The organism is Rhizobium sp. IY2 (assembly GCF_047532935.1).
In the GTDB taxonomy this organism is placed as follows: Bacteria; Pseudomonadota; Alphaproteobacteria; order Rhizobiales; family Rhizobiaceae; genus Rhizobium; species Rhizobium anhuiense.
In genome coordinates this window covers 1,235,332-1,260,632 of record NZ_JBLKNU010000001.1, presented here as the reverse complement: position 1 = coordinate 1,260,632, position 25,301 = coordinate 1,235,332, and the positions used below count along the sequence as shown (strand labels likewise).

Sequence of the window (25,301 nt, the reverse complement as noted above, 5' to 3'; positions counted from 1 at the left end):
GAATTCTTAAGTTCTGCGGTCCGTTTCAGGTGCCGGTCCGACATAACGCGCCCGCGGCCGGATCAATTCGCCGCTGTCGATCTGCTCCATCGCATGCGCAAGCCAGCCGGCGGAACGGGCAAGCGAGAAAATGATGATCGGCGCCTCCCTCGGGAGATCGAAAGCGGCTGCCATCGCAGCAAGCGCGAAATCGACATTGACCCTCTCGCCGACCATCTCCTCGCCGGTTTCCCGAACCGCGGCAAACTGCGGCGGCAGGGGAAAGTGCGGCAGCAGCGCCAGAGCCCTGATGTCGCCATCGGGATAGAGCGGATGGCCGAAGGCCGACAGGCGATTGCCCTGGGCAAGCGTGCGGCGGATCGCCTGCTCCGCCCCAAGGGCGGATGCTGCCTCGATCAAGGCGTCGACGCCCTGCCAGGCGGCCCCATGCAGCGGTCCTGTCAGCGTCGCCAGTCCCGAAAGCACGGCGGCGGAAAGGGCCGCACCCGCCGATGCCGTGACCCGCGCCGCGAAGGTGGAGGCGTTGAGTTCATGATCGGCCATCAGCACCAGCGCGCGGCGCAGGCAATCGGCAGCATCCGGCCGCCGCCAGCTGGCAGCAAGCCGCAGATGCAACGGCTGCTCCGGCGGCCCCGGGGCCAGCGCATCGGCGAGGGTGCAGAGAACCCCGCCTGCTTCACGGCGAAGTGCGGCCTGTGAGCGGCCGAGCGACGGCAGATCGGATGCCACCCGCCCTGCCAACGCCCGGAAGGCCGCTTGAAGCGACGGAGAGGTATTTCCGGTTCTGCTCCCGGAGAGGAAGGCTTCCGCGCCGTTCCAGAGCAGTGCTGCCGTCTGCTCCAGCGTCGCGACGTCAGCGAAATCGGCCGCATCCCGGCCGCGATAGAAAAGCCGTCCGCCTGTGATGGTCGAGATTGCCGAGGGGAGAACCGGATCGCCCCACCTTATCGTCTCGGCCGCAACCGTTTCGGCCTTGCGGCGGCCGGCATGGCGTTCGGCAAGCCTCTGCACGTCGCTGGCCTGGTAAAGGCTGCGGCGCGGATCGGAGGGATCGGGCTTGGCGTGGATGCGCCCGCGGCTGACATTGGCGTAGAGCGTCTGCGGCTTGGTCTTCAGCGCCTGTAGCGCCTCCTCGGCGGTCAGCCACGACATCGGAACCTCATATTGATCATTTACATCAAGATTGACGTCAATGAGACTAGGTCGGATCATCCGTGGCGTAAAGGAGAAAACAACATGACGAATGGCTTGGAAGATGTCATCGCCGCCGAAACGCAGCTCTCGGATGTCGATGGCGAAGCGGGACGGCTGATCATCCGTGGCGTATCGCTGGATCATCTGGTCGCAGACGGTACCTATGAAGGCGTCGCCGCCCTGTTGCTCGACGGGCTGATGGAACGAAGCTTCGATGAAGCCGAATTGCGCGGCTGGCTCGCCAAAGCGCGAACCGGGGTGTTCGACCATATCAAGGCTGCCGATGCCGCACTGCTCGCCCTGCCTCCGGTCGATGCGATGCGGGCGCTGATCGCCCGGCTGCCCGACGGCGAGGATTTCGATACCGCGCTCAGCCTTCTGGCGGCGCCCGCAGTCTTCCTTCCGGCGGTTCTGCGCATGCAGCGCGGCAAAAAACCGATCGCGCCCGACGCTTCGCTGCCGCAGGCGGCCGATATCCTGCGCATGCTGACCGGAAAATTGCCGAGCAGAGAGCAGACGGCGGCACTCGACGCCTATCTCGTGACGATATCAGACCATGGCCTCAACGCCTCGACCTTCGCATCGCGCGTCATCGCCTCGACACAGGCCGGCCTCACCTCGTCCGTGCTCGCAGCACTGAGCGCACTGAAAGGACCACTGCATGGCGGCGCGCCCGGTCCCGTGCTCGACATGCTGGATGCAATCGGAACGGCGGAAAACGCTTACCCGTGGCTCGGCGAAGCGCTCGACCGCGGCGAACGGCTGATGGGCTTCGGCCACCGTATCTATCGTGTCCGCGATCCGCGTGCCGATGCGCTGAAGGGCGCACTGAAGCCGCTGATATCAACCGGACAGGTCAACAGGGCTCGCAGCGCGCTGGCGGAAGCGGTGGAGGCTGCTGCATTGTCGATCCTCAAGGCGCGCAAGCCAAACCGGCCGCTCGACGTTAATGTCGAGTTCTATACCGCGCTGCTGCTCGAAGCCCTCGGCTTTCCGCGTCAAGCCTTCACCGGGGTCTTTGCGATCGGCCGCACCGTCGGCTGGCTGGCGCATGCGCGCGAACAGGCGCTCGACGGCCGGTTGATTCGCCCGCGTTCTGTCTATATCGGGCCGTTGCCGGCCGCGGCTTGAAGGTTGATCCGGCAGAGCATCCGGACCTAGTCCAGATCGCGCCTAACCGCGCGATCTGGTGCGACTTTCATCAGACGAGACGGCTCTGTTCCGTCGCCGCTTCGATGAAGCTGGCAAACAGCGGATGCGGGTCGAGCGGCCGGCTCTTCAGTTCCGGGTGATACTGCACGCCGATGAACCAGGGATGATCGGGATATTCGATCGTCTCCGGCAGCACGCCGTCCGGCGACATGCCGGAGAAGACGAGGCCGCAGTTCTCCAGCCGGTCCTTGTAGTCGATATTGACCTCATAGCGATGGCGATGACGCTCGGAAATATCGGTCGAGCCATAAATCTCCGAGATCTTCGTGCCCTTCTTCAGCGCCGCCTTGTAGGCGCCAAGGCGCATTGTGCCGCCGAGATCGCCGGCCGCTGTCCGCTTCTGCAGTTCGTTGCCCTTGATCCATTCGGTCATCAGGCCGACCACCGGCTCTTTCGTCGGGCCGAATTCCGTCGAGGATGCGGCCGGCACATCGGCAAGATTGCGCGCCGCCTCGATCACCGCCATCTGCATGCCGAAGCAGATGCCGAAATACGGCACCTTGCGCTCGCGGGCAAAGCGGGCCGCATGGATCTTGCCTTCCGAACCGCGCTCACCGAAGCCGCCCGGCACGAGGATGCCGTGCACCTTTTCGAGATAAGGCGCCGGATCCTCCTTTTCGAAGACCTCGGATTCGATCCATTCGAGCTTGACCTTGACGCGATTGGCGATGCCACCGTGATGCAGCGCCTCGATCAGCGACTTATAGGCATCCTTGAGGCCGGTGTATTTGCCGACGATCGCGATCGTTACCTCGCCTTCCGGCGTGCGGATCCGATTGCAGACCTCTTCCCACTGGTCGAGGCGCGGCTTCGGCGCCGGCTCGATGCCGAATGCGGCGAGCACTTCGTCGTCGAGACCTTCCCGGTGGTAGGCCATCGGCACGTCATAGATGTTGGCGACGTCGAGCGCCTGGATGACGGCGGACGGACGCACGTTGCAGAACAGCGACAGCTTGCGGCGCTCTGCCTCCGGAATTTCGCGGTCGGCGCGCACCAGCAGGATATCGGGATGAATGCCGAGCGCCTGCAGTTCCTTCACCGAATGCTGGGTCGGCTTGGTCTTGAGCTCGCCGGCCGCCGGAATATAGGGCATGAGCGTCAGGTGGACATAGACAGCGGTGCCGCGCGGCAGGTCATTGCCGAGCTGGCGGATCGCCTCCATGAACGGCATCGCCTCGATGTCGCCGACCGTACCGCCGATCTCGCAGATGACGAAGTCGTAGTCGTCATTGCCCTCGACAACGAAATCCTTGATCTCGTTGGTGACGTGCGGGATGACCTGCACCGTCGCGCCGAGATAGTCGCCGCGCCGTTCCTTGTCGATGATGTTCTTGTAGATGCGGCCGGTGGTGATGTTGTCGGTCTTGGTCGCCGAACGCCCCGTGAAGCGTTCGTAGTGACCGAGATCGAGATCGGTTTCCGCGCCGTCGTCGGTGACGAAGACCTCGCCGTGCTGGGTCGGGCTCATGGTGCCCGGGTCCACGTTCAGATAGGGATCGAGCTTGCGAAGCCTGACCCGATATCCACGGGCCTGCAGCAACGCTCCGAGAGCCGCGGCCGCGATTCCTTTTCCGAGAGAGGAAACCACGCCGCCAGTGATGAATACGTATCGCGCCATGGGATTCACCGGATACCTTTTCAAAAACGATTCCACCAGCCCAAAAATTCTTTTCCAGAACTTTCGGAGCGTGACGCGGGAATCTGAACAAAAGAAAACCGGCAGACCCGAGGGCCTGCCGGCGGTTTATGTCGAAGACCGGTTTATTGTCCCGTCGGGACACCGGAGGGCTGAGCCGGCGCGGCCGGAACTGCCGGGGTAGTCGTTGCAGGTGCGGTAGCTGCAGGGGCCTGAGTCACCGGAGCGCCAGTTACGGGAGCTTGAGCGGCGGGAGCCTGCGGTGCGGGCGTCGCAGCCCCGCTGCTCGGAACGCCGTTGCCGGCCGGCTGACTTGCCGGAGCCTGTGCGCCGCCACCGAGCGAATCGAGAATACCGTTGCCCTGGCCGCTTGTTGCCGGAATGCGGTCGAGAATGTCGCTCGGGCGGCCTTCGTAACGCGTCAGAATGCCGAGGCCGAGCGAAGTCAGGAAGAACAGGGTCGCAAGGATCGCGGTCGTGCGCGTCAGCGCATTAGCCGTGCCGCGGGCCGACATGAAGCCCGAACCGCCGCCGATGCCGAGGCCGCCGCCTTCCGAGCGCTGGATGAGCACGACGCCGACGAGGGCGAGCACGATCATGAGATGGATGACAATCAATACTGTCTGCATGGGTCCAGTCCTGCCCGCCTGGAGACGGACAAAGTTAAGAATTCTGGCGGCTCTTTACATGAGGCTTTGATCTATTCCAAGCCCTTCGGCCCGGAATACGCCCTGGAATAAACGAATAAACCCAGGAATAAACAATGCCTCAGGCGAGCAGCGCCTCATAGGCCCGGTAGATGGCGAGGAAGTCTGCCGCTTTCAAGCTCGCCCCGCCGATCAGCGCGCCGTCGACATTGGCGATGCCCATCAGCTCCCCGGCATTGGCCGGCTTGACCGAGCCGCCATAGAGCAGACGCATCTTGCGGCCTTCATCGCCGAAGCGGGCCACAAGCTCTGCCCGCATGAAGGCGTGCGCCTTCTCGACATCGCCTGATGTCGGCGTCACGCCGGTGCCGATCGCCCAGATCGGCTCGTAGGCGATGACGGTGTTCTCGGCGGTGGCGGCGTCCGGAACCGAGCCGGAGAGCTGGCGTTTGATGACATCGAGCGCCTGGCCGGTCCGGCGTTCATCCGCCGTCTCGCCGATGCAGATGATCGCCGTCAGCTCCGCGGCGAAGGCGGCTTCCGCCTTGGCGCGGACCAGATGATCCGTCTCGGCATGGTCGGTACGCCGCTCGGAATGGCCGACGATGACATAGGTGCCGAAACAATCGGCAATCATCTCGGCCGAAATGTCGCCGGTATGGGCGCCGGATGGCTTCTGGTGGCAGTCCTGAGCGCCGATCGCCAGCGGACTGTCGGTGCAGAGCGCCGTCGCCACATAGAGCAGCGTCGTCGGCGGGCAGATCAGCGCTTCGACCTTGTCAGCCAGCGGCGAACGAACGCCCTCGGCGATCGCCTTGATCTGATCCAGGGAGGCACGCATGCCATTCATTTTCCAGTTTCCCGCCACAAGCGGGCGCACGTCAGGTGTCATGCCAGCCTTCCAAAATCTGCTTATGCCTTGGGCAATATCAAAAGCGCGCGGCAAAGAAAAGCATCATGCCCTTGACGTAAGGGGAATCTCAGCGGTCCCGCGTATATTTCTGCCGAAAACCAGCCGCTAACTGGCAAGAATCCAGTTCAACACGTTACGCCAGTCGATCATCCGGATCGGCGTCCCGTGATTGCCGGTCTGAAACAGCGTGAAGCGCGTCGGATATTTCGCCTTGTGCAGGTTTTCGAACAGCGCCTGCTGGTTGGCGGCGGCGTAGACCGGATCGCGGCTGCCATGGGCAAACCACAGCGGCAGCTTCGCCTTGTAGAAGGCGCTCCTGGTGAAATCAGGGTCAGTGACCCCGCTCATAACAAGCATGCCCTTCAGCCGCTTGACGCTGTCAGCGTCGCGCGCAATGCCCCAGCAGACCTGGCTGCCCATCGAGGCGCAGGAAAGGATGATCGGCCGGCCGGGCGATTGCGCGCCGGCATAGCGGATCAGGCTGGCAATTACGGCAACGCCGCTACTGTCGAAACTCCTGACCGTCGGCGAATAATAAACGCCGCCATTGCCGGCGACCAGGTTCTTCAGCCGATTGAAATTGCCGCCGAAGCTGTAGTCGTTGGCCCCGAGCCGCCGGTCGCCGTCGCGGCCATGGATGAAGATCACCGTGAAGGCGGCATTCCCGGCCGGTCCCACCCTGGTGACATCGAGCATGACGCCATCGAGAGACAGCGTCTCGTCGGCTTGGGCCTTGCGGATGCCGAGCGCCACATATTTCTGCTGCACCCGCTTTTGCGGGATCTGGTCGCGGCCGTTGATATCGCGCATCTCGTCATAGTCGAGGACCTCGAAGGCGCCGTCATCACCCGTCTGCAGCACGGTCTGCTTCGAAAACAGATCGTCCTTGAAGGGCGGCAGCGCATCGGCTGCCTGCGCGCCGACGGCGGAGAGGACGGCTACGGACAAGAAAAACGCCGCAATTGCAGTGATGATGGTGCAATGACTTGTGGACATTCGCATTCGGATGGTTCCTGAAGCCTGCCGCCGCTTGCCATTCCGCGCCCGGCAACGCAAATCATTTGGGAAAAACCCGCCAAGTCAGGCGGTGTCGCGTATAGAGGTGCTTTCTGGCAAAATCTGCCTGATTCGCAAACGTGGCATGAAATGCGGTGATTTTGGGTCGACGGGAATGCCAGACCTAAGACAGGATGAAGATCTGAACGGCTCCATGGACGATAGCAACGACCTTTTTTCCGGAATGCCCCTCTCTGAAAAACGCGAGGAGGCGCAGAAGCCTGCCGCTCTGGCCGAGCGGCCGTCGGTAACGGCTGCGCCCGCCGTCGCTGCAGCGCCCTCTGCTGGCGGGGCGTCAGCGCGTCCGGCGCCCGCCGCCTCCAACTCGGATGAATACGGTGCCTCGTCGATCCGCGTCCTCGAAGGCCTCGAGCCGGTGCGCATGCGCCCGGGCATGTATATCGGCGGCACCGATGAAAAGGCGCTGCACCACCTGTTTGCCGAAGTCATCGACAATGCGATGGACGAGGCGGTCGCCGGCCACGCCAATTTCATCGAGGTCTATCTTGATCTCGAGGGTTATCTCACCGTCTCCGACAACGGCCGCGGCATCCCGGTCGAGAACCATCCGCAGGTGCCGGGCAAGTCGACTCTCGAAGTCATCATGACCAAGCTGCATGCCGGTGGCAAATTCGACGGCAAGGCCTACGAGACCTCGGGCGGCCTGCACGGCGTCGGCGTCTCCGTCGTCAACGCGCTTTCCGACGACCTCGAGGTCGAAGTGGCGCGCAACCGCAAGCTCTACCGCCAGCGTTTCTCCCGCGGCCTGCCGCAGGGTGGGCTCGAAGAGCTGGGCGACGTCCACAATCGCCGCGGCACCCGCGTGCGCTTCCATCCCGATCCCCAGATCTTTGGGGATCACATGAAGTTCGATGCCGCCCGCGTCTTTCGCATGGCGCGCTCGAAGGCCTATCTGTTCGGCGGCGTCGAAATCCGCTGGAGCTGCGAGCCGGGCGTGCTGCCCGAAGGCTCCGAAGTGCCCGACAAGGCCGTCTTCCACTTCCCCGGCGGCCTGAAGGATTACCTGCAGGCGACGATGGGCAAGGAGTTCACCGTCACCCGCGAGATCTTCGCCGGCAAGACCGAGAAGGTGAGCGGCCACGGCTCGATGGAATGGGCGATCACCTGGTATGGCGGCGATCCGCAGGTGCATTCCTACTGCAACACCATCCCGACCCCCGAAGGCGGCACGCATGAGGCCGGCCTGCGCATCGCGCTGACCAAGGGCCTGAAAGCCTATGCCGAGCTGACGCAGAACAAGCGCGCCGCCCAGATCACCACCGATGACGTGATGATCTCGGCCGTCGGGATGCTGTCGGTGTTCATCCGCGAGCCGGAATTCGTCGGCCAGACCAAGGACAAGCTTGCCACCGTCGAGGCCCAGCGCATCGTCGAGAATGCGCTGCGCGATCCCTTCGACCATTACCTTGCCGACAATCCGAACGAGTCAGCCAAGCTGCTCGACTGGGTGATCGAGCGCGCCGAGGAGCGTCTGCGCCGCCGCAAGGAAAAGGAAGTCAACCGCAAGACGGCGGTGCGTAAATTGCGCCTGCCCGGCAAGCTCGCCGACTGCTCGCAAAACACCGCCGAGGGTGCCGAACTCTTCATCGTCGAGGGTGACTCGGCAGGTGGGTCGGCCAAGCAGGCGCGCAACCGCGCCAACCAGGCCATTCTGCCGCTGCGCGGCAAGATCCTCAACGTGGCCAGCGCCGGCCGCGAAAAACTCGGCGCCAACCAGCAGCTCGCCGATCTCATCCAGGCGCTCGGCTGCGGCACACGCTCGAAATACCGCGACGAAGACCTGCGCTACGAGCGCATCATCGTCATGACCGATGCCGACGTCGACGGCGCCCATATCGCCTCGCTGCTCATCACCTTCTTCTATCAGGAGATGCCGGAACTGGTGCGCGGCGGCCACCTCTTCCTCGCCGTGCCGCCCCTTTACAAGATCACCCAAGGCTCGAAATCCGCCTATGCCCGCGACGACAACCATCGTGCCGAGCTGATGCAGACGGAATTCAAGGGTAAGGCCAAGGTCGAGATCAGCCGCTTCAAAGGTCTCGGCGAGATGATGCCCGCCCAGCTCAAGGAAACCACCATGGACCCGTCCAAGCGTACCCTGCTCAAGGTGCTGATCGACGAGGTGGATTTCGAAGGCACCCGCAGCGCCGTCGACGATCTGATGGGCACCAAACCGGAAGCCCGCTTCCGCTTCATCCAGGAGCGCGCGGCCTTCGCGGAGAATCTCGATATCTAGAGCAGGGCGACACCTGCCAGCTAGTTTGCTTCAATAATCGCGCTCATAGGACCGAGCCGTGTCCAAAAAGCAATGACAGGCTTGAGAGCAATTAAACTAGTTCAAGAGAAACTTGCGGCCCAAGTACGCGCGAAGGGGCGCATCGAAGCAACCGTGTAAAAAATGTGCCACCCCGACAGCGACCAGGAGCGTCCCGCTCACCGTGACCGGCAATGGAATGAAGCCATCGGTGAGGTTTTGGAAATGATCGCCGAACTGAATAACAGGCAGATGGACGACATACAGGGGATAAGACAACTGCCCGAGATAGACAGCGAACGGCCGCTCCGCGCCCTGCGGTACTGCTGAAGCTAGCGTGACCACGATCGGAATTATGACCGCGATGCAAGTGAAATCGTAGACGTCACTCGGGACGGCAAAGGGGAAAAATAGCACGGCGATCAGGACGAAAAGCGGGATCTGAGGTCGAACAGCCCCGACGCGACGATGGATATTCCAGCGGAAGATCAAGACGCCGGCAAGAAACGAAAAGCCGACCCTGACAAATCCTTCGAAGAATGCTCGCCAGTTCGCAAAACCAACCGGCCCGATAGCACCCTCGAACATGACAACTTGGAAAAGCGCTGCGGCCAACAACGCGAAGACCGCTATCTCATGCCAAAAATGTATCCGACGGTGAGCGACTGAGCCGTAAACCACGCTAGCGACCATTTCAAAGCAGATGGACCAGAGTGGGTTGTTGATCGCGAAGGCCTCCTGCCCTACCAAGAGCCCCAGGGGCAATAGGAATAATGCGCCCACAGCAAGAATCGAGACCTCGGCGAGAGCAATATTGGGCGTCAAAGCAAATTGCGACGCGAGGACGCCCAAGGCGACGCCAACCACCATCATGGGATAAAGCCGTACCACGCGCTTCAGCAAGAATGCCCTGCTCCCCAGAGCACCCGCCTTTAGCTTTTGGTCGTATCCATTTGCGAGAACGAAGCCACTCAGGCAAAAGAAGAAATCCACGGCCAAGGAGGGGTGGGAGTTGAGCCGAAAGCTGAAAAGCTGGCTGGCATGCAAGAGAACCACTGATAGCGCAGCCAGTCCTCGAAGCTCATCCAGAAAGATAAAGCGGTCTTTCGCTTGACCTGCACCGTGACCTAGATCCTGCGTATCGCTCGGACCGGGACGCGCAGCCGCAGGGAATACGGAACGGGCTAATGCGTCGGCAGTGGTTAGGAGCCTTTCTTCCCCTGGTCTTTGATCAAAGCGCCGCATCTTTCTCAATCTTCCTTGAACGCCCGTGCGACCTGATCCATGAACGGCTTTGTCAGATAGGCCAGCAGTCCGCTCCCTGGCCTGATGAAAGCTTCGACCGGCATGCCGGGTACAGGCGTGACCTCGCCAAGCCTCTGCCATCTACCGTCGGAAATCTCGGCTTGGACGTCAGAGTTGCTTAGACCCGAGCGTTGATCTGCCGCCTCGCTGGTCTCTCACGTTAGATCACAAATACCATCTGCGAAGTTGCAATTCAGCGGCGATGACCTCAAAAAGAAGACTACAAATTGAATTTGCAATTGCAAGGTAATTTCTGTTTTTCCCGCATTAGGAGAAACAATGTGATAAAAATGCACTCTAGATCGAAAGCGCTGAATGCGCTTGGGTGCGGGTGAAAACGGTTCGGCGCACCGCATTTTAGCATCGACGATTTCACGGAACTGACGAAGAACCGTAACAACTCCGTCAAACAACCGGCGGATGAAGCGGTTGGCGCGCCTTCCCTTGGGGGAGCGGCGGTGCCGTTTCGAACCGTTTTCAGACCCCTTGCCGGATATTTGTCATGACCAAGCGTTTTCTCGCGGCTGCCGCTTTCGTTTTCCTGTCCAGCACCGTCGCCGTCAGCGCCACCGAGATCGGCGCCACCGTCGAGACTGCCTGCCCCTTCGGCGATTGCGCCGCCGGCATTTCGCTCTCCTATCTCGGCGAATTTGTCATCCCCGGCCATATGGAAAACGGCGTCGAATTCGGCGGCATATCAGGTCTCGATTTCGATGCCGCCACCGGTCACTACATCGCCATCAGCGACGACCGCTCGGAAAGAGGCCCTGCCCGCTTCTATGAACTCGACGTCGATGTCGACGCATCGGGTCTCAAGAGCGTTTCGGTGGTCAAGCAAGTCACTTTGAAAGATAAGAACGGTGAGCCCTTCGCTGCCAGGACCGTCGATCCGGAATCGATCCGCCTCGGCAAGGACGGCATCTATTGGGGCAGCGAAGGCGACGGCAAGGCGTTGCTTGCACCCTTCGTCCGCGTCGCTTCGCCGGACGGTTCCTTCGTCCGCGAATTCAAGCTGCCGGAGGGCTTTGCGCCGACCGCCGACAAGTCGACCGGCATCCGCGACAACCTCGCCTTCGAGGATCTCGCAGTCGCGCCCTCGGGCGATGTTTTCGTCGGCGTCGAAGCTGCCCTCTACCAGGACGGCCCGAACCCCTCACTGACGTCGGGCAGCCTGTCGCGCATCATCCGTTACGACGGCGCCACCGGTGAGCCGAAGGCTCAGTACGTCTACCCCGTCTCGCCGATCCCGCAGGCCGCCACCAAGGCCGAAGGCGGCAATGACAACGGCATGTCCGAGATGCTTGCCCTCGACGATCATCGGCTGCTCGCCGTCGAGCGCAGCTATGCCCAGGGCTTCGGCAACACCATCAAGATCATGATGATGGATCTGGCCGATGCCACCGACGTATCAACCATGCCGTCACTCGCCAAAAACGACCAGCGCGTCGTCCCTGCCCGCAAGAGCCAGGTCCTTGATCTGAGGGCGATCGGCCTTGTTCCCGACAATATCGAGGCCATGTCGCTGGGCAAGGCCAAGGACGACGCCGATGTCCTCATTCTCGGCTCTGACAATAATTTCTCGCCCAGCCAAAAGACGCAATTCTACGCCTTCAAGGTCTTGCGCCGTCCGCAGTAGTAAGACGTTCGATTCTGAGAGTCGAATAGCGACGCTTTGTATACGCTTTCACGTTGCGGACCTTGAAACCGTCGGGATCATGGCCCATAACCAGAGTACAAGAATAAGAAGAGGCGCGCGTGGGTGTATTCGACCGTCAGAAAAGCAATCATGAACCGCGATGGCTCGGATCGTCGGCGCAAACACGCACGCCGCTGATTCCCTCCATCTCGGCGGCGCGCTGGCTGCTGGTTCTGATCGTCGCCGCCGGCGTTTATTTCTTCTACGGCTTCCTCGTGCCGGTGCTCGCAGCCCTCGTCATCGGCTTTGCCAGCTGGCCACTCTACCGTAAGCTTCTTGCCCGCGTCGGCGGCAACACGACGATCGCCGCCACCATCGCCATCATCATGATCATCACCTTCCTGGTCATCCCGATCGGGCTTGCGGTCACTTATACAACGGGCGAAGTGCGCACCTGGGTCACCTGGGCGATCCACGCCAACCGCGCCGGCGCCCCGACACCGGACTGGATCGTCGCGCTGCCTTTGGCCGGCGCCTATCTCGATGAAGCCTGGACCAAATATATCGGCAGTCCCGGCGCCCTGGGTGAGGTCATTCAGGCGGTCAGCGGCGCCAATATCGGCAATATCTATCGTGCCGTGCTTGCGGCCGGCGGCGGCGCCTTCCATCTGCTGCTGACGCTGCTCTTCATGCTGATCGCGCTGTTCTTCGTCTATCGCGACGGTTTCTCCTTTTCCAAGCAGATCGACATGCTCGGCGAGCGCATCCTGCCGAACCGCTGGGAACGCATTTCTCGGGTCGTGCCGGCGACGATCAGCTCCACCGTCATGGGCATGACGCTGATCGCGATCGGCGAAGGCATCGTGCTCGGGCTCGCCTATTGGATCGCCGGCGTGCCGTCGCCGGTCACCCTCGGCGTGCTGACGGGCGTGATGGCGCTGATACCGGGCGGCGCGCCGCTCTCCTTCACGCTGGTCTCCGTCTATCTGCTGGCCAGCGGCTCGCATGTCGCCGGCATCGGTCTTTTCGTCTGGGGTACGGTCGAACTTTTCATCGTCGACAAGACGCTGCGGCCGAAGCTCGTCGGCGGTCCGATCAAGCTGCCCTTCCTGCCGACCTTCTTCGGCCTCGTCGGCGGCGTCAAGACAATGGGTTTCCTCGGCCTCTTCATCGGCCCGGTGCTGATGGCGCTGATCGTCGCCATCTGGCGCGAATGGATCCACGAGGCCCGCAATGCCGACAAGAGCGAGACGGGACCGCAGCTCCTCATCGACGAACAGGCCCCGCCGGCAATCCCCGGCTCGTCGAAACCGATCCCGCGCGTTGCCGAAGGCTGAACCTGCCGTAGGTCCAATCGACATTCAGGATTCACGTCAGGCTTCATGTGTGATGCATAGGTCTCCGGATTGATTGATTTGGAGACTTCAGATGGCCAAGCGACGGCATCTCAATGGCGTCGTATCTGCGATCTTTTGCCGGGCAAGCCCAGAGATCCTAGCCGAATCGGGCCGATAACCTTTTGTTTGTGAGCGCGGTTTTGTGAGTGTTGCGGTCTGGAGCCCATTGGCATGACCTGCCTGAGCGCTACGGCAAGTACAAGACAGTCCACAAGCGCTTCACCCGGTGGGCCAAGGCGGGCGTCTGGGAGACGGCGTTCGATCATCTCGTCCAGGATCCCGACAACGACTATGTCGCCCTCGATTCTTCGCTGGTGCGCGCCGCCACCGGAAAGGATGGCAGCCAAAAAGGGGACCAGGCTTTGGGACGCTCCCGAGGAGGACTGACCACCAAGTCCACATGGCCACCGATGGCAGAGGGCTGCCCCTCAGGATCATCCTCACTCCCGGCCAGCGCGCCGATGTCACCCAGGCCTCAGCCTTGCTCGAAGGACTCCAAGCTGGCCGCGTTCTCGCCGATAAAGCCTATGATTCTAATGCATTGCGCCAAGTCATCAGCAATCTGGATGCCGAAGCTGTCATCCCATGCAATCCGACGCGTAAGCATTCCATCCCATACGACTTCGACGCGTCGCAACCCGATACGACAAGCTGCTCGTCAACTTCATGAGGTTCGTCAAGCTCGCCGCAATCGCAATATGGCCCGGTGCGGAATTATTGTTCGAACTGATCTCGCAACACCGCGCACGGCTGCCACGTTGATCACCAGCAACCTTCCGTTCGACGAATGGACCGAGACCTTGGGATCTGAGCGCCTGATCGACGCTCTGCTGGACCGCATCACCCACCAAGTCAACATCCGCGAGATGAACGGCGACAGCTATCGCCTCGCGCAAAGCCGCGCCCGAAAGGACGGCTGACACGCGTCGAAAAATCGCAGCGCGCGGATGGGAACCCCGCTCGGGCTACGCCCTCCCGGTGGACTCATCCGCGCGCCGAGTAACCGACTTTTGCGCGTCGCGTGGCTGGTTATTACTCTGCCATTGACATATTTTCAGATCGCTAGCGCGATTGTTGTGGCGATCGAACGACCGCCACAACGGATATCGTTACAGGAGAAAATCGCCTGCCCCCAGCTGGACGTGGCCATGCAGCTGAACCTGGAAGTCCTGAACACCGTCGCCGTTCAGGTCGCCCTGGACAACGGTAGCATCAGCTTTGTCTTCATAGTGCCAAGTGAGCGCGCCGGCCTTGTGGTCGAATGAGGCACCCTCCTGCGCCAGGAAATGGAAGGCTCCATTGCCCTGTGCAGAGCCATTCGCATCGATCGCAAGGAGATCGATCTTATCGACGCCGTGCTGGAAGTCGGTGATGACGTCGCGGGTCGAGCCGGACCCGGCTTCCGCCGCTGTTTTGAAGACAAACGTATCCGAGCTGATACCGCCGGTCATGATGTCCTTTCCGGCACCACCGATGAGGACGTCCGTGCCGGCGCCGCCGCTGAGCTTGTCCGCGCCGGCCCCGCCATCGAGAACGTTGCTGCCGCTATTGCCGGTCAGCACGTCGTTGTAGCTGGAGCCAGTCAAGTTTTCGATGCTGACGAACTTGTCACCGGTGGCATACCCACCCGATGCGGCCCCAGTCGCCAAGTTGACGTTGACCCCGCCAGAACCCGCATAGCCGGCCGTGTCGTTGTCGGCACCACCATTGAGGACGTCCCCGCCGGCGCCGCCGCTGAGCTTGTCCGCGCCAGCCCCGCCATTGAGAATGTTGCTGCCGCCATTGCCGCCAGTCAGCACGTCGTTGTAGCTGGAGCCAGTCAAGTTTTCGATGCTGGCGATCTTGTCACCGGTGGCTTGCCCGCCCGATGCGGCCTTAGTCGCCAGGTTGACGTTGACCGCGCCGGAGCCTGCATAGCTGGCCGTGTCGGTGCCACTACCACCGTCGAGCACGTCCGCGCCGGCGCCGCCCTTCAACACGTCACTACCGCCGAGACCCTTGAAGGTTTCGTTGCCGCCGTTGGACTGACCGGTGTGTGGCAGGATGTCGTTGCCGTTGGTGCCGACGAATTCCTTTGTCGTCGGCGTAGTTGGCGTGGTTGGCGTGGTCGGGTTCGTCGGTGTAGTTGGCGTCGTCGGATTCGTCGGCGTGGTTGGCGTTCCCGGTGCCGCGCTGGAGCCCGATTCGTAGGCACCCATATCGACAGTTCCAACGACGCGAGCGTGGCCGTCCAGATCGACCGAGCCGACGCCGTACTTGTTGGTTCCGCCGTCGATCGCCGACGAGCCGGAGCCGAGGTGGAAGTCGCCGCTCGCTGCCCCCAGGAATTTCGGGTCGACGCCGAGCTTATTGCCGTTCGCCGTGCTCGGCATCGCGTTGCCGCCGTCAGTCCTGACCGAGGACTGGCCGGCCGTCCCATTGTAGGTGATGTTGTTGGCCCAGACGGTGTTGGCGTTGGTGTAGCCGCCGTACGACGTGTTATCGACCGCAGTGTTGTTCTTGTTCACCGATGGGTCCGCTACGGCGATGTTGTTGACCCAGGTGTTGTTGCTCGATTGCGCGTTGCTGAGTTCGCCGCGCCAGGTGCCGTCGTTCAGCGGGTCCTGATTGTTGTGGTATGCGGTGTTGTTTTGCACCGTGACGGAGTCGCTCCAGGCAACCTGGATGCCTTTGCCGCCGTTCTCGTAGACCAGGTTGTTGTCGACCAGGGTCTTAAACGTGTAGTTCGGATGACCGCTCGCCTGCGTGCTCTGGAAATCGTCGATGATGATGCCGTTGCCATCGGTGTGTGCACCCGACTTCGTGACGTTGTCGTGCGAGATGTTGTTCTGCACGATATTCCGGTAGCCGGTCGTCGAGGTATCGCCGGTGATGTTCCGGTTCTCGTAGATCGAGATGCCCGAGTACCAGCCCGACGACGCGTTATTGTAGGTCTCGTTCCCTACGATCTTGACGAAGTCAGAATAGTTGAACTGAATGCCCGACTCCCCGCTGTCGTGGACCTTGTTGTTGAGAATTGAGACGTGATGGACGTTGTTCGCTTCGATGCCGTCGCCGTTGCCGCCCTTGATGTCGAAGCCGTCGATTGTCACGTAGTTGGCGTTGACGCTGATCCCGGTGTACGAGCCCGAGGGCGGACGGATCAGTGCTGCGCCAGGCACTTCCGAGCGCAGCGTGATGTCGCCAGCCGCCGAGCCGTCCTTGTCGATGTTGATGCTCTCGTTGTAGGTCCCCGGCTTCACCACGACCTCGTCGCCGGGTTTAAGGTTTGCAGCCATTGCCTCGCTGATCGTGCGAAAAGGAGACGAGGCACTGCCGTTACCGCCGCTGCCGGTCGTCGCTACGTAGTATGTCGTCATGTTCTTGTTCCTCAACCTTAGCGTTGTCTTTGCCGGTTACTATTTTTAGTTAATCAGGCGTTACGGCGGGAGGTTATAGGGCGACGTTTTGGAGGGCGCAACAGCAACGCGACAGTAAGTGCTTGAGAAGTATAGCCATATTGCTGCCACATTATCTAAATCGATCCGAAGTTACGGTTTGAAATATTTGGTGAATTTCGAGTCGCCCAAAATGTGGCAAAATATATGTCTCGCGTACCGCGAATTATTCTTTCTGCAACTATAGCGAAATGCGTCCATTGAAAACATTAGAAAAAGCTAGTGGGCGTGACTGGATTCCTGCCGTCGAAGGCGGAATCGAAATTTTTTTCTGAATTTAGCTATTTTGGGCAGCTTTTCCCCAAAGATTGGTACTAATCGAGATGAAAATGGGGGCTGCCGTGGCAGATTCGACCAAACCGATTGCGCAAGTGAGCGACCAGATTCGGCCGCGAATTTGCTCCCGCACACATCGCTCATACCCCCTCCAAAAATGCTCGATTGTCCGTGCGGGAACCGCGCTTGCCTTTGGTTCGACCCGGCACAAAGCCGCTGATACGCTCCCATCGATCATCTCGAAGTGCGTCGCAATCCATCACCGACCTGCAAAAGTCGGTGTGGAATCTGATTTGCTCCAGCCTGGGAATCCCTGACTGTTAAATCGTCACCCGCCCTAGCGGGCGATCATCCCAGCCGCTTTTCCATGAACAGGCTGAGCGGATCCGGCAGGTAAGCGCCGAAAGGCTCGATCTCCCGATATCCGTATTTGCGGTAGAGGCTGATCGCCTCGGGCTGGTAGATGCCGGTTTCGAGCCGGATCGCCTTCAGCTGCATTTACCCGGCGATCGCTTCCAGCGCATTCATCAGTCCGCTGGCGATCCTCAGCCCCCTCGCCTCTGGATCGACGAACATGCGCTTGATCTCAGCCGTGCCGTCGCCGGCCTCGACCAGCGCGCAGCAGCCGACGATCACGTCGTCGCTGCGTGCGACGAGGAAGCTCACCGAAGGTTTCTCCAGCAAGGAGAGGTCGACCAGATGGTTGCTCTCAGGGGGATAGAGCGATTGCGCATAGGCATCGGAAAGATCGAGAAGCCGGATGACACCTGCCTGACGCGGCGGCTCCAGGGCGATGGTGACGGACATGCTGACTCCCTGCTGGCACTGGGACACAATTTTTGCCGACATGACAAAGAGTTAATCCCGCTGCCTTCATTCGGTTGGAATTGCGCCGTCTAAGACGATGACATGCTCAATAGTCAAGGAAGCAGAATATGCAAGCGGTGCTGATCGCGATGACCATTCTCGGCTGCGATGATTCCATCAGCCAGTGCAATTATCTCGCGACGGTCGATAAACGCTGGGAAACTGTTGCCGCCTGCGATGCCGAAGCCGAGCGCCGGCTGAAGACCTATGTGAATGTCAATTATCCCTCGGTAATCGCGGTGTGCGAGGCCCCGAAGACCGTTGCCGCCGCCGAGCCGCCGAAACCGGCGCCCGCTCCGCCGGCTGTTGTTGAAGCGACAGAACAGCGTCCGCAGGGACTGCTTGGTTTTGCCGATAATATTGCCCAGCAGGTGCGCGACCATCTGCCTTCCGGCAAGAGCGTCAAGGACACGCTCACCAAGCCGGTGCATTTTGTCTCCACCAGCTATTCCTGGGTGGTGACACGGCTCGCCGATTAGAGCATGTCGCGCAAAACTGTGCAGCGGTTTTGCGCCAAAAGACGGGCGGAAACAAAGACCTGAAGTCCGGCAAGCGAATTTGAAGATCGCGACGCGCTTTAGGCCGCAGCGAGCGCCACATAAACACGGGCGGATTGTCGCTGTTCGGTGACGTGGAGTTTTTCCACCATGTCCAGCAGTTCACCGATCGCGCCATGCGCGTCGTGATGGCGGAACTTTTCCAGAAGACGGCCGCAGACATTGCCGAGCACGCTGCCCGGCGCTTTTCTGGCGGCGTCGCGCCACAGCATCGTCGCCTCGACGAAGATGACACTGATATCTCTCGGCAGGCCGGCGGACTCGTAGAGCGCGCGCACCGCATGCATGCGCCCGGTTGCCAGGATCGAGCGCACCCGGCGCTCGCTGCAGCCTGTGAGATCGACGATCGCGCCGGCGAAGAAGTCGACCTTTCCGGCGCAGAGCGCATGCATCAGGAAGGATGGCGTCAGCCGGCCGTTGAGTCGCAGATGCTGGACGAGATCGGGTATTTCGCGCGGCGCGATATCGCCGGCGATCGAAACGATGGCAGCCTCGGTCGCCTCGCGGCTGATGCGCTGGAGCCGCTGCAGGCCGATAGCCGCCTGCGCCAGCGGTAGCCCGACCAGCGCATTGCTGACATGTTGGGTCAGCAGCTGGCGGGCATCGGCCGGAAGATCGCTGCGGTCGAGAAGCAGGTTGCGGATATCGCAGCAGTAGCCGAGCCGTTCGGCGATGCGTTTCAACGAAAGGCTGGAGATCACCGCGCCGTCATTCTCGAGCAGGCACAGCAGTTCTTCCTCGTCACCAACCTCGGCAAGCGCGGCGGAAACCGGGCGCGTCACATGCGCTCTGGCGGCGATCAGCATGCGGGTGGCGCCATTGCCGCGGGCGGCGAGATCGACGAGATCGGCATCGCTCAAAAGCGGCGAACAGGTCACTGCGTGGCAGGCGACTTCCGGCTGGTCCTCGGCAAGCGAAAGGATCAGGCTGCGCGGCGCATCGGGCGACCAGGCGATCGCCTCGGCCAGCGCCAGCCGCACGCGCGGCGACGGATCGTCGAGTAGAAAGGTCATCGCCATCTCAGCCGCCGCTCGCTCATCCGCAGACATCTCGGACTGCAGATAGGCTCGCCCGAGCGCGTTTGCGGCCCGGGCCCGGTCACCCGTCTTGGCCGTTTCGATCCAACGAAGGAAAGCTTCTACGATCACGCGACGCCCCAGCACTTGAACGCGATTCCCTCGCGCTCCATTCAATGCTGCGACGGTAGCGGCAAAAGGTTTAAGATTGGTTCACCATGTTTCTTAAGCCTTTGCATGCCTTGATTAGCCATCAATCGGCGGCAATTGCGGCCGGACCATCTCGAAAACATCGCTGCCCTCGCTGTAATCCATATAGCCCATGCGGGCGACAGGGCGGGCGATCGACATGTCGAGGCGGCCGTCCCTGACGATCGCCTCGTCGATGCGGATGCCGACCACTTCGCCGAAGACAAGGACGTTTTCGGACGGTTCACCCGACAGCGTCTTCGGCTCGATGATCTCGGTAACCCTGCATTCGAGCACTGCGAAGGCCTCGCCGACATAGGGCGCATCGATCAGTTCGGCCTGCTTCGGCGTCAGACCGGCGAAGTCGAATTCACTGTTGCCGTAGGGCAGTGCCGCCGAGGAGAGGTTCATCTTCTCGGCAAGATCGCGGCTGACGAAATTGCAGGTGAAGACGCCGGTCTCGGCGGCATTGCGCTGGCTGTGTTTACGCCCGGCGGAAGAAAACATCACCAGCTTCGGCCGGTCGGCAACGGCATTGAAGAAGGAATAGGGCGCGAGATTGATCGAACCGTCCCTGCCCTTGCTGCCGATCCAGCCGATCGGACGCGGCGACACGATCGCCTTGAACGGATCATGCGCGAGCCCGTGCCGGTTCCCGTCGGTGGCGTAGAACATCAGTCTTCTCCACCGACCCAGGTTACGGTATCGGCAAGCTCCGGCCGCGGCCGCTCGATGGCTGGAAATGTGGTCGAGCCGATATGGATGAAGCCCGCCACCTTTTCATCCGGACCGACGCCGAGCAGCGGATAAGCGCGCTGGTCATAGGCGAACCACTCCGTCAGCCAATTGGCGACATAACCACTGGCATTGGCGGCGAGGATGACGTTGAGGCAAAGCGCACCGGCCGACATCAACTGCTCCCATTCCGGGATCTTGATATGCGGCCCCGCCTTGCTGACGACGGCGACGACCACGGGCGCGCGGGTGAAACGGGTGCGCTCGACCTGGATCATCTCTTCGGAAAGGTCGGGCTTTGCCTTGAGCGCCAAGGTCAGAAGCTCCTCACCGAGACAGGCGCGCTGCTCTCCGCGATAGACGATGAAGCGCCAGGGCGCGATCTTGCCATGATCGGGAACCCGCGAGGCAAGCCGCAGGATCTCCTCGATTTCGGCCTTCTCAGGGCCTGGTTCACACATCTGGAAAGCGGGGATGGAGCGGCGCACGGCGAGGTAATCAATCAGCTTGATATCGGATTTCATGCGGGAGAAACTCTCATTTTAATGCTGCTGCGAAGGGTGGGTCTTGAATTTGCCATCGCGTTGGTCTTGAAGTGGCCTTTGCGATTTCAGAAGTCAATCGGTTCACGAAACAGATGTTTGGCATTTCGCCTTTTGCACGCATCGGCCTTGCCATTGCCCTGATGATACTGACGCCCTTGGGCGCCGGCGCTCAGGATGCCTTCAAGGAATTCAAACAGCTTGAATCGACGCCGAAGATGCCGAAGCTCGATGCTTTCATCGCGCCTGGCAATGCGCCTGAAGGGGTCAAACTGCGTGACGTCCCGATGGAGGCCAAGCTGACGGCGGACGGCACGCCGGTGGAGGAAGGCCTCTCCTGGTACGTCTTCAGCCCGATCGCCGGAACCGACGGCAAACTGCCGCTGATCGCCAGCGCCAAGGGCGGACCCGCCGCCTTTCAGCTCGCCCCCGGCGATTATTTCGTCAACGTTTCCTTTGGCCGCGCCGGCGTCACCAAGAAGCTGACCGTGCCGGCTGAAGGCGATGTCGACAAGCAGGTGATGGTGCTCGATGCCGGCGGCCTGCTGCTCAATGCCGTCTCCGGCACCGATGCCCGCATCCGCCCCGACCAGTTGAGCTTCTCGATCTATTCCTCGGAAGTGCGCGACGATGGCGAGCGTGGCCTCGTCGTTGCCGATGTCTCGCCGAATACCATCGTCCGCCTCAATGCCGGCACTTATCACATCGTTTCCGAGTACGGCAACGTCAACGCCGTGATCCGCGCCGACATCCAGGTGGAGGCCGGCAAGCTGACCGAGGCGACGATCCAGCATCGCGCCGCGCAGGTCACCTTCAAGCTTGTCTCCGATGCCGGCGGTGAGGCAATCGCCGATACGGCCTGGTCGATCCTGACGGCCGCCGGCGACAGCGTCGGCGAAAGCGTCAGCGCCTTCCCGACCATGGTTCTCGCCGAAGGTGGCTATTCCGCCGTCGCCCGCAACAAGGACAAGATCTACCAGCGCGATTTCACCGTCGTCGCCGGCAGGAATACCGATGTCGAGGTTCTGATGAAGGACCAGCAGCCGCAGCCGCCGGCGAGCGCGGCTCGCACAGTGCAACAGGTGCCGGTTGGCACACCGCCACCGCCGGGCGTCCAGCCGGCTCCGGTCGCTCCGCTGCCCTCCTACGAGCAACTCGCGCCACAAGGCGGCGACGACACCAGCCTCGATTGATTTAACCTCGATCGGCTTGGCTCAGCCGAGACCTTTGGGCAAGGCCGCGCTTCGGCGGGCAGCGTCATCGACAGAGTGCGGCTTTATATCAGATTTCCGACAGCGCCGGGCCAGGGCCCGGCGCTGTCGTAACTCGCTATTTTCAGGCCGCCTTGGCTTTCCGTGCTTCGGCCTTGCGACGAATGTCGGGCGGCGTTGCCTCAAGAGTAAGGCTCTCGACGGCGGCATCGAGCCCCATCGAAACCTGGTCCTGGCTGCCGAGGCGGCGGATGTTGACCGTGCGCTCCTCGGCCTCCTTCCTGCCGCAGACGATGATGACAGGAACCTTGGTGACCGAATGCTCGCGGATCTTGTAGTTGATCTTCTCGTTGCGGAAATCGGTTTCGACGTTGAGACCGGCATCGCGCAACGCCTCGGCCACTTCGAGGCCATAGGCATCGGCTTCCGAAGTGATCGTTGCCACCACCACCTGCAGCGGCGATACCCAGAGCGGCAGATGGCCGGCGAAGTTCTCGATCAGGATGCCGAGGAAGCGTTCCATCGAGCCGCAGATGGCGCGATGGATCATCACCGGCTGCGTCTTTTCGGAATTGCTGTCGATGTAGAAGGCCCCGAAGCGTTCCGGCAGGTTGAAATCGACCTGTGTCGTGCCGCACTGCCATTCACGGCCAATCGCGTCCTTCAGCGTATATTCGAACTTCGGCCCGTAGAAAGCGCCCTCGCCCGGCAGGATGCCGGTCTTGATGCGACCTTCGGACTGAGCCTCGATCGTCTTCAGCACATCGGTCATGACGGCTTCCGCACGATCCCAGAGCGAGTCGGAGCCGACACGCTTTTCCGGACGGGTAGAAAGCTTGACGACGATTTCCTTGAAACCGAAGTCTTCATAGACCGACAGGATCAGGTCGTTGATCTTAAGGCATTCGGCAGCCATCTGCTCGTCGGTGCAGAAGATGTGCGCGTCGTCCTGCGTAAAGCCACGCACGCGCATCAGCCCATGCAGCGCGCCCGAAGGCTCGTAGCGGTGCACCAGGCCGAATTCGGCGAGACGGATCGGCAATTCGCGATAGGACTTCAAGCCATGCTTGAAGATCTGCACATGGCCGGGGCAGTTCATCGGCTTTAGCGCAAAGACGCGGTTATCCGCCTCCTTGTCTTCGGGATGCGTCATTGCATGCGCCGATTTCACGGCGAACATGTTTTCCTGATACCAGCCCCAGTGCCCCGAGGTTTCCCAGAGCGCTGTGTCGAGCACCTGTGGTGCGTTGACCTCTTCATAATCAACGGCGAGCCGGCGACGCATATAGGAGACCAGCGACTGGAAAATGCGCCAGCCCTTGCCGTGCCAGAATACGACACCCGGGCCTTCCTCCTGGAAATGGAACAGGTCCATTTCCCGGCCGAGCTTGCGGTGGTCGCGCTTTTCGGCTTCGGCAAGCATGTGGAGGTAGTTGTCGAGTTCCGACTGCTCGGCGAAAGCCGTGCCATAGATGCGGCTCAGCATCGGATTGTTGCTGTCGCCGCGCCAATAGGCGCCGGCCACCTTCAAGAGCTTGAAGGCGTTGCCGATCTGGCCGGTCGAGGCCATATGCGGGCCGCGGCAGAGGTCGAACCAGTCGCCCTGGTAATAGATCTTGAGATCCTGTCCTGCCGGGATCGCGTCGACGAGCTCGACCTTGTACTGCTCGCCCTTGTCGGCGAATACCTGTTTGGCCTTCTCGCGCGACCAGACCTGCTTGGTGAAGGCGGCGTTGCGGGCGATGATCTCCTTCATCTTCTTTTCGATCTTCGGCAGATCGTCGGGCGTGAAGGGCTCGTTCTTGGCGAAGTCGTAATAGAAGCCGTTTTCGATGACCGGGCCGATCGTCACCTGGGTGCCGGGCCAGAGCTCCTGCACCGCTTCGGCCATGACGTGCGCCGCGTCGTGGCGGATGAGCTCCAGCGCGCGGTCGTCGTTGCGGGTGATGATCTCGATCCTGCCCGTCGTGACGGAATCGGAAAGGTCGCGCACGGTGCCGTCGATTGCGACGGCGACCGCCTTCTTGGCGAGCGATTTGGAAATGGATTCAGCGACATCCCGGCCGGTTGCGCCAGCATCGAAGCTGCGCACGGAACCATCGGGAAATGTCAGGGAAATAGCTTGGGACATCGAAATTCTCCTTGTCCAGTCCCGCCAACGAATGCGGGTGGTTGCAACGGCAGCGCCTCCGTCCTCGGAAACGCTGCCGCCTGATACTCAGATTTCCTACGTGAGTAAAGAAGAAGCCGGCCTAGATGATCATTTCAGTCAGACCGCACACCGTGTTCCAGTTGCGCATCGTACCGACGCCGAGCCGCTTGGTCGTCAGCGCCGAAAGCAGCTTGGATTGGCTCGGCTTGCCGGCGAAATCGATCCAGAGATCGCCGCCGACGACGGCGATGCGTTGTCCCTCGGTCAGCAGCGGTTTCAGCGCCTCCACCTTCTTCGGGTCGACCGGCAGGCGCATTACCCGAACGATGACCTGGTCACCATTACCGTCCTTGAAAGGATTGGTGCTGCAAAGCGCCATCCAGGTGCAGTCGCTGCGCACGATGATATCAACATGTTTGCCGAACTTTTCTTCAAAACCCTCTTCGAGGGCGACTTCAAGTTCGTGCGGCCGCATATCGTCGGCCGCGAAGACGAGATTGCCAGTGGAAACCAGCGTGCGCGGCTCGCGATAGCCGAGCTCTTCGGCAAGTGCGCGCAAATCCTGCATGATAACGCGGCGATCTGGCGTCAGGACAATGCTGTGCAGGAGGGCGATGAAGGTGCTCATGGCCGCCAGAACTCCTCTGCGCCGTCGGGCAATGTCTTCAGCACTCTGTCGAATGCGGCGACTTCGACATGTTTTCGCACAGCCATTGCCACGTCTCGGATGGCAGTGTCGGGGGCAAAATTATGGTCACCGCGCAGTGACTGCGCCTCGCGCGTCATCGCGGCACGATCATCAAAGGACCGTTTGGCGTCATGCGGGTTCCAGTCGGAGACGAAGATTGCGCGCAGCACCGGCGGCAGCACATCGGCGAACCGCAGTGCGTCTGCGACATCGAGGCGGCAGCGGAATGTCTGAAAGACCCCTTGGGTCATCGTGTAGACCACATTGCGGCTGTCGATCAGCGCATCGGCTCTCACATCATCGAGATAGCTGTCGAAATCCTCCGATGCACGCCTGTATTCACCGGGCATCGTCATGGCG

19 protein-coding genes and 3 pseudogenes are annotated in these 25,301 nt (G+C 61.3%); 8 read left to right on the top strand and 14 right to left on the bottom strand.

Annotated elements, in window-relative coordinates:
- Positions 1-6: 6 nt before the first annotated feature.
- Positions 7-1,152 carry a citrate synthase gene (locus ACMUVN_RS06155; protein WP_097544311.1) on the bottom strand — a complete coding sequence of 382 codons (1,146 nt, stop codon included), beginning with the start codon at positions 1,150-1,152 and terminating at the stop codon, positions 7-9.
- 84 nt (positions 1,153-1,236) lie between these two features.
- Between ACMUVN_RS06155 and ACMUVN_RS06150 the strand changes: the two genes are divergently transcribed.
- The gene (locus tag ACMUVN_RS06150) at positions 1,237-2,325 is read left to right on the top strand and encodes a citrate synthase/methylcitrate synthase (protein WP_048338708.1); all 1,089 of its coding nucleotides are present in this window, start codon (positions 1,237-1,239) and stop codon (positions 2,323-2,325) included.
- Between the two features lie 70 nt (positions 2,326-2,395).
- Here the strand turns inward: ACMUVN_RS06150 and ACMUVN_RS06145 are convergent, their stop codons facing one another.
- The 4 genes from ACMUVN_RS06145 to ACMUVN_RS06130 form a co-directional block, all read right to left on the bottom strand.
- Entirely contained in the window at positions 2,396-4,024 is a 1,629-nt protein-coding gene (locus ACMUVN_RS06145) for a CTP synthase (protein ID WP_047615254.1), read from the bottom strand.
- Between the two features lie 143 nt (positions 4,025-4,167).
- Positions 4,168-4,671: a preprotein translocase subunit SecG gene (gene secG, locus ACMUVN_RS06140; protein ID WP_047615256.1), complete on the bottom strand. Its 504-nt coding sequence runs from the start codon at positions 4,669-4,671 to the stop codon at positions 4,168-4,170.
- 139 nt (positions 4,672-4,810) lie between these two features.
- A complete protein-coding gene (tpiA, locus tag ACMUVN_RS06135) occupies positions 4,811-5,581 on the bottom strand; it encodes a triose-phosphate isomerase (protein ID WP_048338709.1) in 771 nt (256 codons plus the stop codon).
- Between the two features lie 126 nt (positions 5,582-5,707).
- Entirely contained in the window at positions 5,708-6,604 is an 897-nt protein-coding gene (locus ACMUVN_RS06130) for a phospholipase (RefSeq protein ID WP_047615259.1), read from the bottom strand.
- A 208-nt stretch (positions 6,605-6,812) separates the two neighbouring features.
- On the opposite strand from ACMUVN_RS06130, the gene parE reads away from it, so the two are divergent.
- Entirely contained in the window at positions 6,813-8,915 is a 2,103-nt protein-coding gene (parE, locus tag ACMUVN_RS06125; protein WP_097544316.1) for a DNA topoisomerase IV subunit B, read from the top strand.
- Positions 8,916-9,011: 96 nt separating this feature from the next.
- Here parE and ACMUVN_RS06120 read toward each other — a convergent pair whose 3' ends face one another.
- A complete protein-coding gene (locus ACMUVN_RS06120; RefSeq protein ID WP_132571826.1) occupies positions 9,012-10,178 on the bottom strand; it encodes an acyltransferase family protein in 1,167 nt (388 codons plus the stop codon).
- 562 nt (positions 10,179-10,740) lie between these two features.
- Here ACMUVN_RS06120 and ACMUVN_RS06115 point away from each other — a divergent pair.
- The 4 genes and pseudogenes from ACMUVN_RS06115 to ACMUVN_RS06100 form a co-directional block, all read left to right on the top strand.
- Positions 10,741-11,874 (top strand): esterase-like activity of phytase family protein, encoded by a 1,134-nt coding sequence (locus ACMUVN_RS06115; protein WP_132571829.1) that lies wholly within the window; start codon positions 10,741-10,743, stop codon positions 11,872-11,874.
- Between the two features lie 119 nt (positions 11,875-11,993).
- Entirely contained in the window at positions 11,994-13,211 is a 1,218-nt protein-coding gene (locus tag ACMUVN_RS06110) for an AI-2E family transporter (RefSeq protein WP_132571832.1), read from the top strand.
- A 78-nt stretch (positions 13,212-13,289) separates the two neighbouring features.
- Positions 13,290-13,973 (top strand): annotated as a pseudogene (locus ACMUVN_RS06105) (IS5 family transposase); the annotation flags it as partial.
- Positions 13,974-14,191: pseudogene (locus tag ACMUVN_RS06100) on the top strand (ATP-binding protein); the annotation flags it as partial. It abuts the pseudogene before it with no gap.
- Positions 14,192-14,380: 189 nt separating this feature from the next.
- Here the strand turns inward: ACMUVN_RS06100 and ACMUVN_RS06095 are convergent.
- On the bottom strand, positions 14,381-16,630 hold the full coding sequence (locus tag ACMUVN_RS06095) for a M10 family metallopeptidase C-terminal domain-containing protein (RefSeq protein WP_097623420.1): 2,250 nt from the start codon (positions 16,628-16,630) through the stop codon (positions 14,381-14,383).
- A gap of 702 nt (positions 16,631-17,332) precedes the next feature.
- A pseudogene (locus ACMUVN_RS06090) lies at positions 17,333-17,791 on the bottom strand (GNAT family N-acetyltransferase).
- Between the two features lie 128 nt (positions 17,792-17,919).
- On the opposite strand from ACMUVN_RS06090, the gene ACMUVN_RS06085 reads away from it, so the two are divergent.
- Positions 17,920-18,330, top strand: coding sequence for a hypothetical protein (locus ACMUVN_RS06085; RefSeq protein WP_047615269.1), 411 nt, complete (start codon positions 17,920-17,922; stop codon positions 18,328-18,330).
- 98 nt (positions 18,331-18,428) lie between these two features.
- On the opposite strand, the gene ACMUVN_RS06080 is transcribed toward ACMUVN_RS06085, so the two are convergent.
- The 3 genes from ACMUVN_RS06080 to ACMUVN_RS06070 form a co-directional block, all read right to left on the bottom strand.
- The gene (locus ACMUVN_RS06080; RefSeq protein ID WP_132571835.1) at positions 18,429-19,571 is read right to left on the bottom strand and encodes a DUF2336 domain-containing protein; all 1,143 of its coding nucleotides are present in this window, start codon (positions 19,569-19,571) and stop codon (positions 18,429-18,431) included.
- Positions 19,572-19,670: 99 nt separating this feature from the next.
- Positions 19,671-20,288 (bottom strand): flavin reductase family protein, encoded by a 618-nt coding sequence (locus tag ACMUVN_RS06075; RefSeq protein WP_097544326.1) that lies wholly within the window; start codon positions 20,286-20,288, stop codon positions 19,671-19,673.
- Positions 20,288-20,872: a nitroreductase gene (locus tag ACMUVN_RS06070; protein ID WP_414814912.1), complete on the bottom strand. Its 585-nt coding sequence runs from the start codon at positions 20,870-20,872 to the stop codon at positions 20,288-20,290. The genes ACMUVN_RS06075 and ACMUVN_RS06070 overlap by 1 nt, the downstream gene beginning before the upstream one ends.
- A gap of 113 nt (positions 20,873-20,985) precedes the next feature.
- Here ACMUVN_RS06070 and ACMUVN_RS06065 point away from each other — a divergent pair, with 113 nt between their 5' ends.
- Positions 20,986-22,083 (top strand): hypothetical protein, encoded by a 1,098-nt coding sequence (locus tag ACMUVN_RS06065; RefSeq protein ID WP_097544327.1) that lies wholly within the window; start codon positions 20,986-20,988, stop codon positions 22,081-22,083.
- Positions 22,084-22,225: 142 nt separating this feature from the next.
- Here the strand turns inward: ACMUVN_RS06065 and thrS are convergent, their stop codons facing one another.
- From thrS to ACMUVN_RS06050, 3 genes are all read right to left on the bottom strand, one after another.
- Positions 22,226-24,232, bottom strand: coding sequence for a threonine--tRNA ligase (gene thrS / locus ACMUVN_RS06060; RefSeq protein ID WP_097631239.1), 2,007 nt, complete (start codon positions 24,230-24,232; stop codon positions 22,226-22,228).
- Between the two features lie 121 nt (positions 24,233-24,353).
- A complete protein-coding gene (locus ACMUVN_RS06055; RefSeq protein ID WP_132571838.1) occupies positions 24,354-24,881 on the bottom strand; it encodes a DUF1697 domain-containing protein in 528 nt (175 codons plus the stop codon).
- Positions 24,878-25,297 carry a DUF2267 domain-containing protein gene (locus tag ACMUVN_RS06050; RefSeq protein ID WP_097631249.1) on the bottom strand — a complete coding sequence of 140 codons (420 nt, stop codon included), beginning with the start codon at positions 25,295-25,297 and terminating at the stop codon, positions 24,878-24,880. The genes ACMUVN_RS06055 and ACMUVN_RS06050 overlap by 4 nt, the downstream gene beginning before the upstream one ends.
- Between the last annotated feature and the right edge of the window lie 4 nt (positions 25,298-25,301).

What these genes read in the sequence shown, in the direction of transcription:
- ACMUVN_RS06155 (WP_097544311.1), bottom strand. Translation starts at nt 1,152, where the DNA reads ATGTCGTGGCTGACCGCCGAGGAGGCGCTACAGGCGCTGAAGACCAAG.
- ACMUVN_RS06150 (WP_048338708.1), top strand. Translation starts at nt 1,237, where the DNA reads ATGACGAATGGCTTGGAAGATGTCATCGCCGCCGAAACGCAGCTCTCG.
- ACMUVN_RS06145 (WP_047615254.1), bottom strand. Translation starts at nt 4,024, where the DNA reads ATGGCGCGATACGTATTCATCACTGGCGGCGTGGTTTCCTCTCTCGGA.
- secG (WP_047615256.1), bottom strand. Translation starts at nt 4,671, where the DNA reads ATGCAGACAGTATTGATTGTCATCCATCTCATGATCGTGCTCGCCCTC.
- tpiA (WP_048338709.1), bottom strand. Translation starts at nt 5,581, where the DNA reads ATGACACCTGACGTGCGCCCGCTTGTGGCGGGAAACTGGAAAATGAAT.
- ACMUVN_RS06130 (WP_047615259.1), bottom strand. Translation starts at nt 6,604, where the DNA reads ATGCGAATGTCCACAAGTCATTGCACCATCATCACTGCAATTGCGGCG.
- parE (WP_097544316.1), top strand. Translation starts at nt 6,813, where the DNA reads ATGGACGATAGCAACGACCTTTTTTCCGGAATGCCCCTCTCTGAAAAA.
- ACMUVN_RS06120 (WP_132571826.1), bottom strand. Translation starts at nt 10,178, where the DNA reads ATGCGGCGCTTTGATCAAAGACCAGGGGAAGAAAGGCTCCTAACCACT.
- ACMUVN_RS06115 (WP_132571829.1), top strand. Translation starts at nt 10,741, where the DNA reads ATGACCAAGCGTTTTCTCGCGGCTGCCGCTTTCGTTTTCCTGTCCAGC.
- ACMUVN_RS06095 (WP_097623420.1), bottom strand. Translation starts at nt 16,630, where the DNA reads ATGACGACATACTACGTAGCGACGACCGGCAGCGGCGGTAACGGCAGT.
- ACMUVN_RS06085 (WP_047615269.1), top strand. Translation starts at nt 17,920, where the DNA reads ATGCAAGCGGTGCTGATCGCGATGACCATTCTCGGCTGCGATGATTCC.
- ACMUVN_RS06075 (WP_097544326.1), bottom strand. Translation starts at nt 20,288, where the DNA reads ATGTTCTACGCCACCGACGGGAACCGGCACGGGCTCGCGCATGATCCG.
- ACMUVN_RS06070 (WP_414814912.1), bottom strand. Translation starts at nt 20,872, where the DNA reads ATGAAATCCGATATCAAGCTGATTGATTACCTCGCCGTGCGCCGCTCC.
- ACMUVN_RS06065 (WP_097544327.1), top strand. Translation starts at nt 20,986, where the DNA reads ATGTTTGGCATTTCGCCTTTTGCACGCATCGGCCTTGCCATTGCCCTG.
- thrS (WP_097631239.1), bottom strand. Translation starts at nt 24,232, where the DNA reads ATGTCCCAAGCTATTTCCCTGACATTTCCCGATGGTTCCGTGCGCAGC.
- ACMUVN_RS06055 (WP_132571838.1), bottom strand. Translation starts at nt 24,881, where the DNA reads ATGAGCACCTTCATCGCCCTCCTGCACAGCATTGTCCTGACGCCAGAT.
- ACMUVN_RS06050 (WP_097631249.1), bottom strand. Translation starts at nt 25,297, where the DNA reads ATGACGATGCCCGGTGAATACAGGCGTGCATCGGAGGATTTCGACAGC.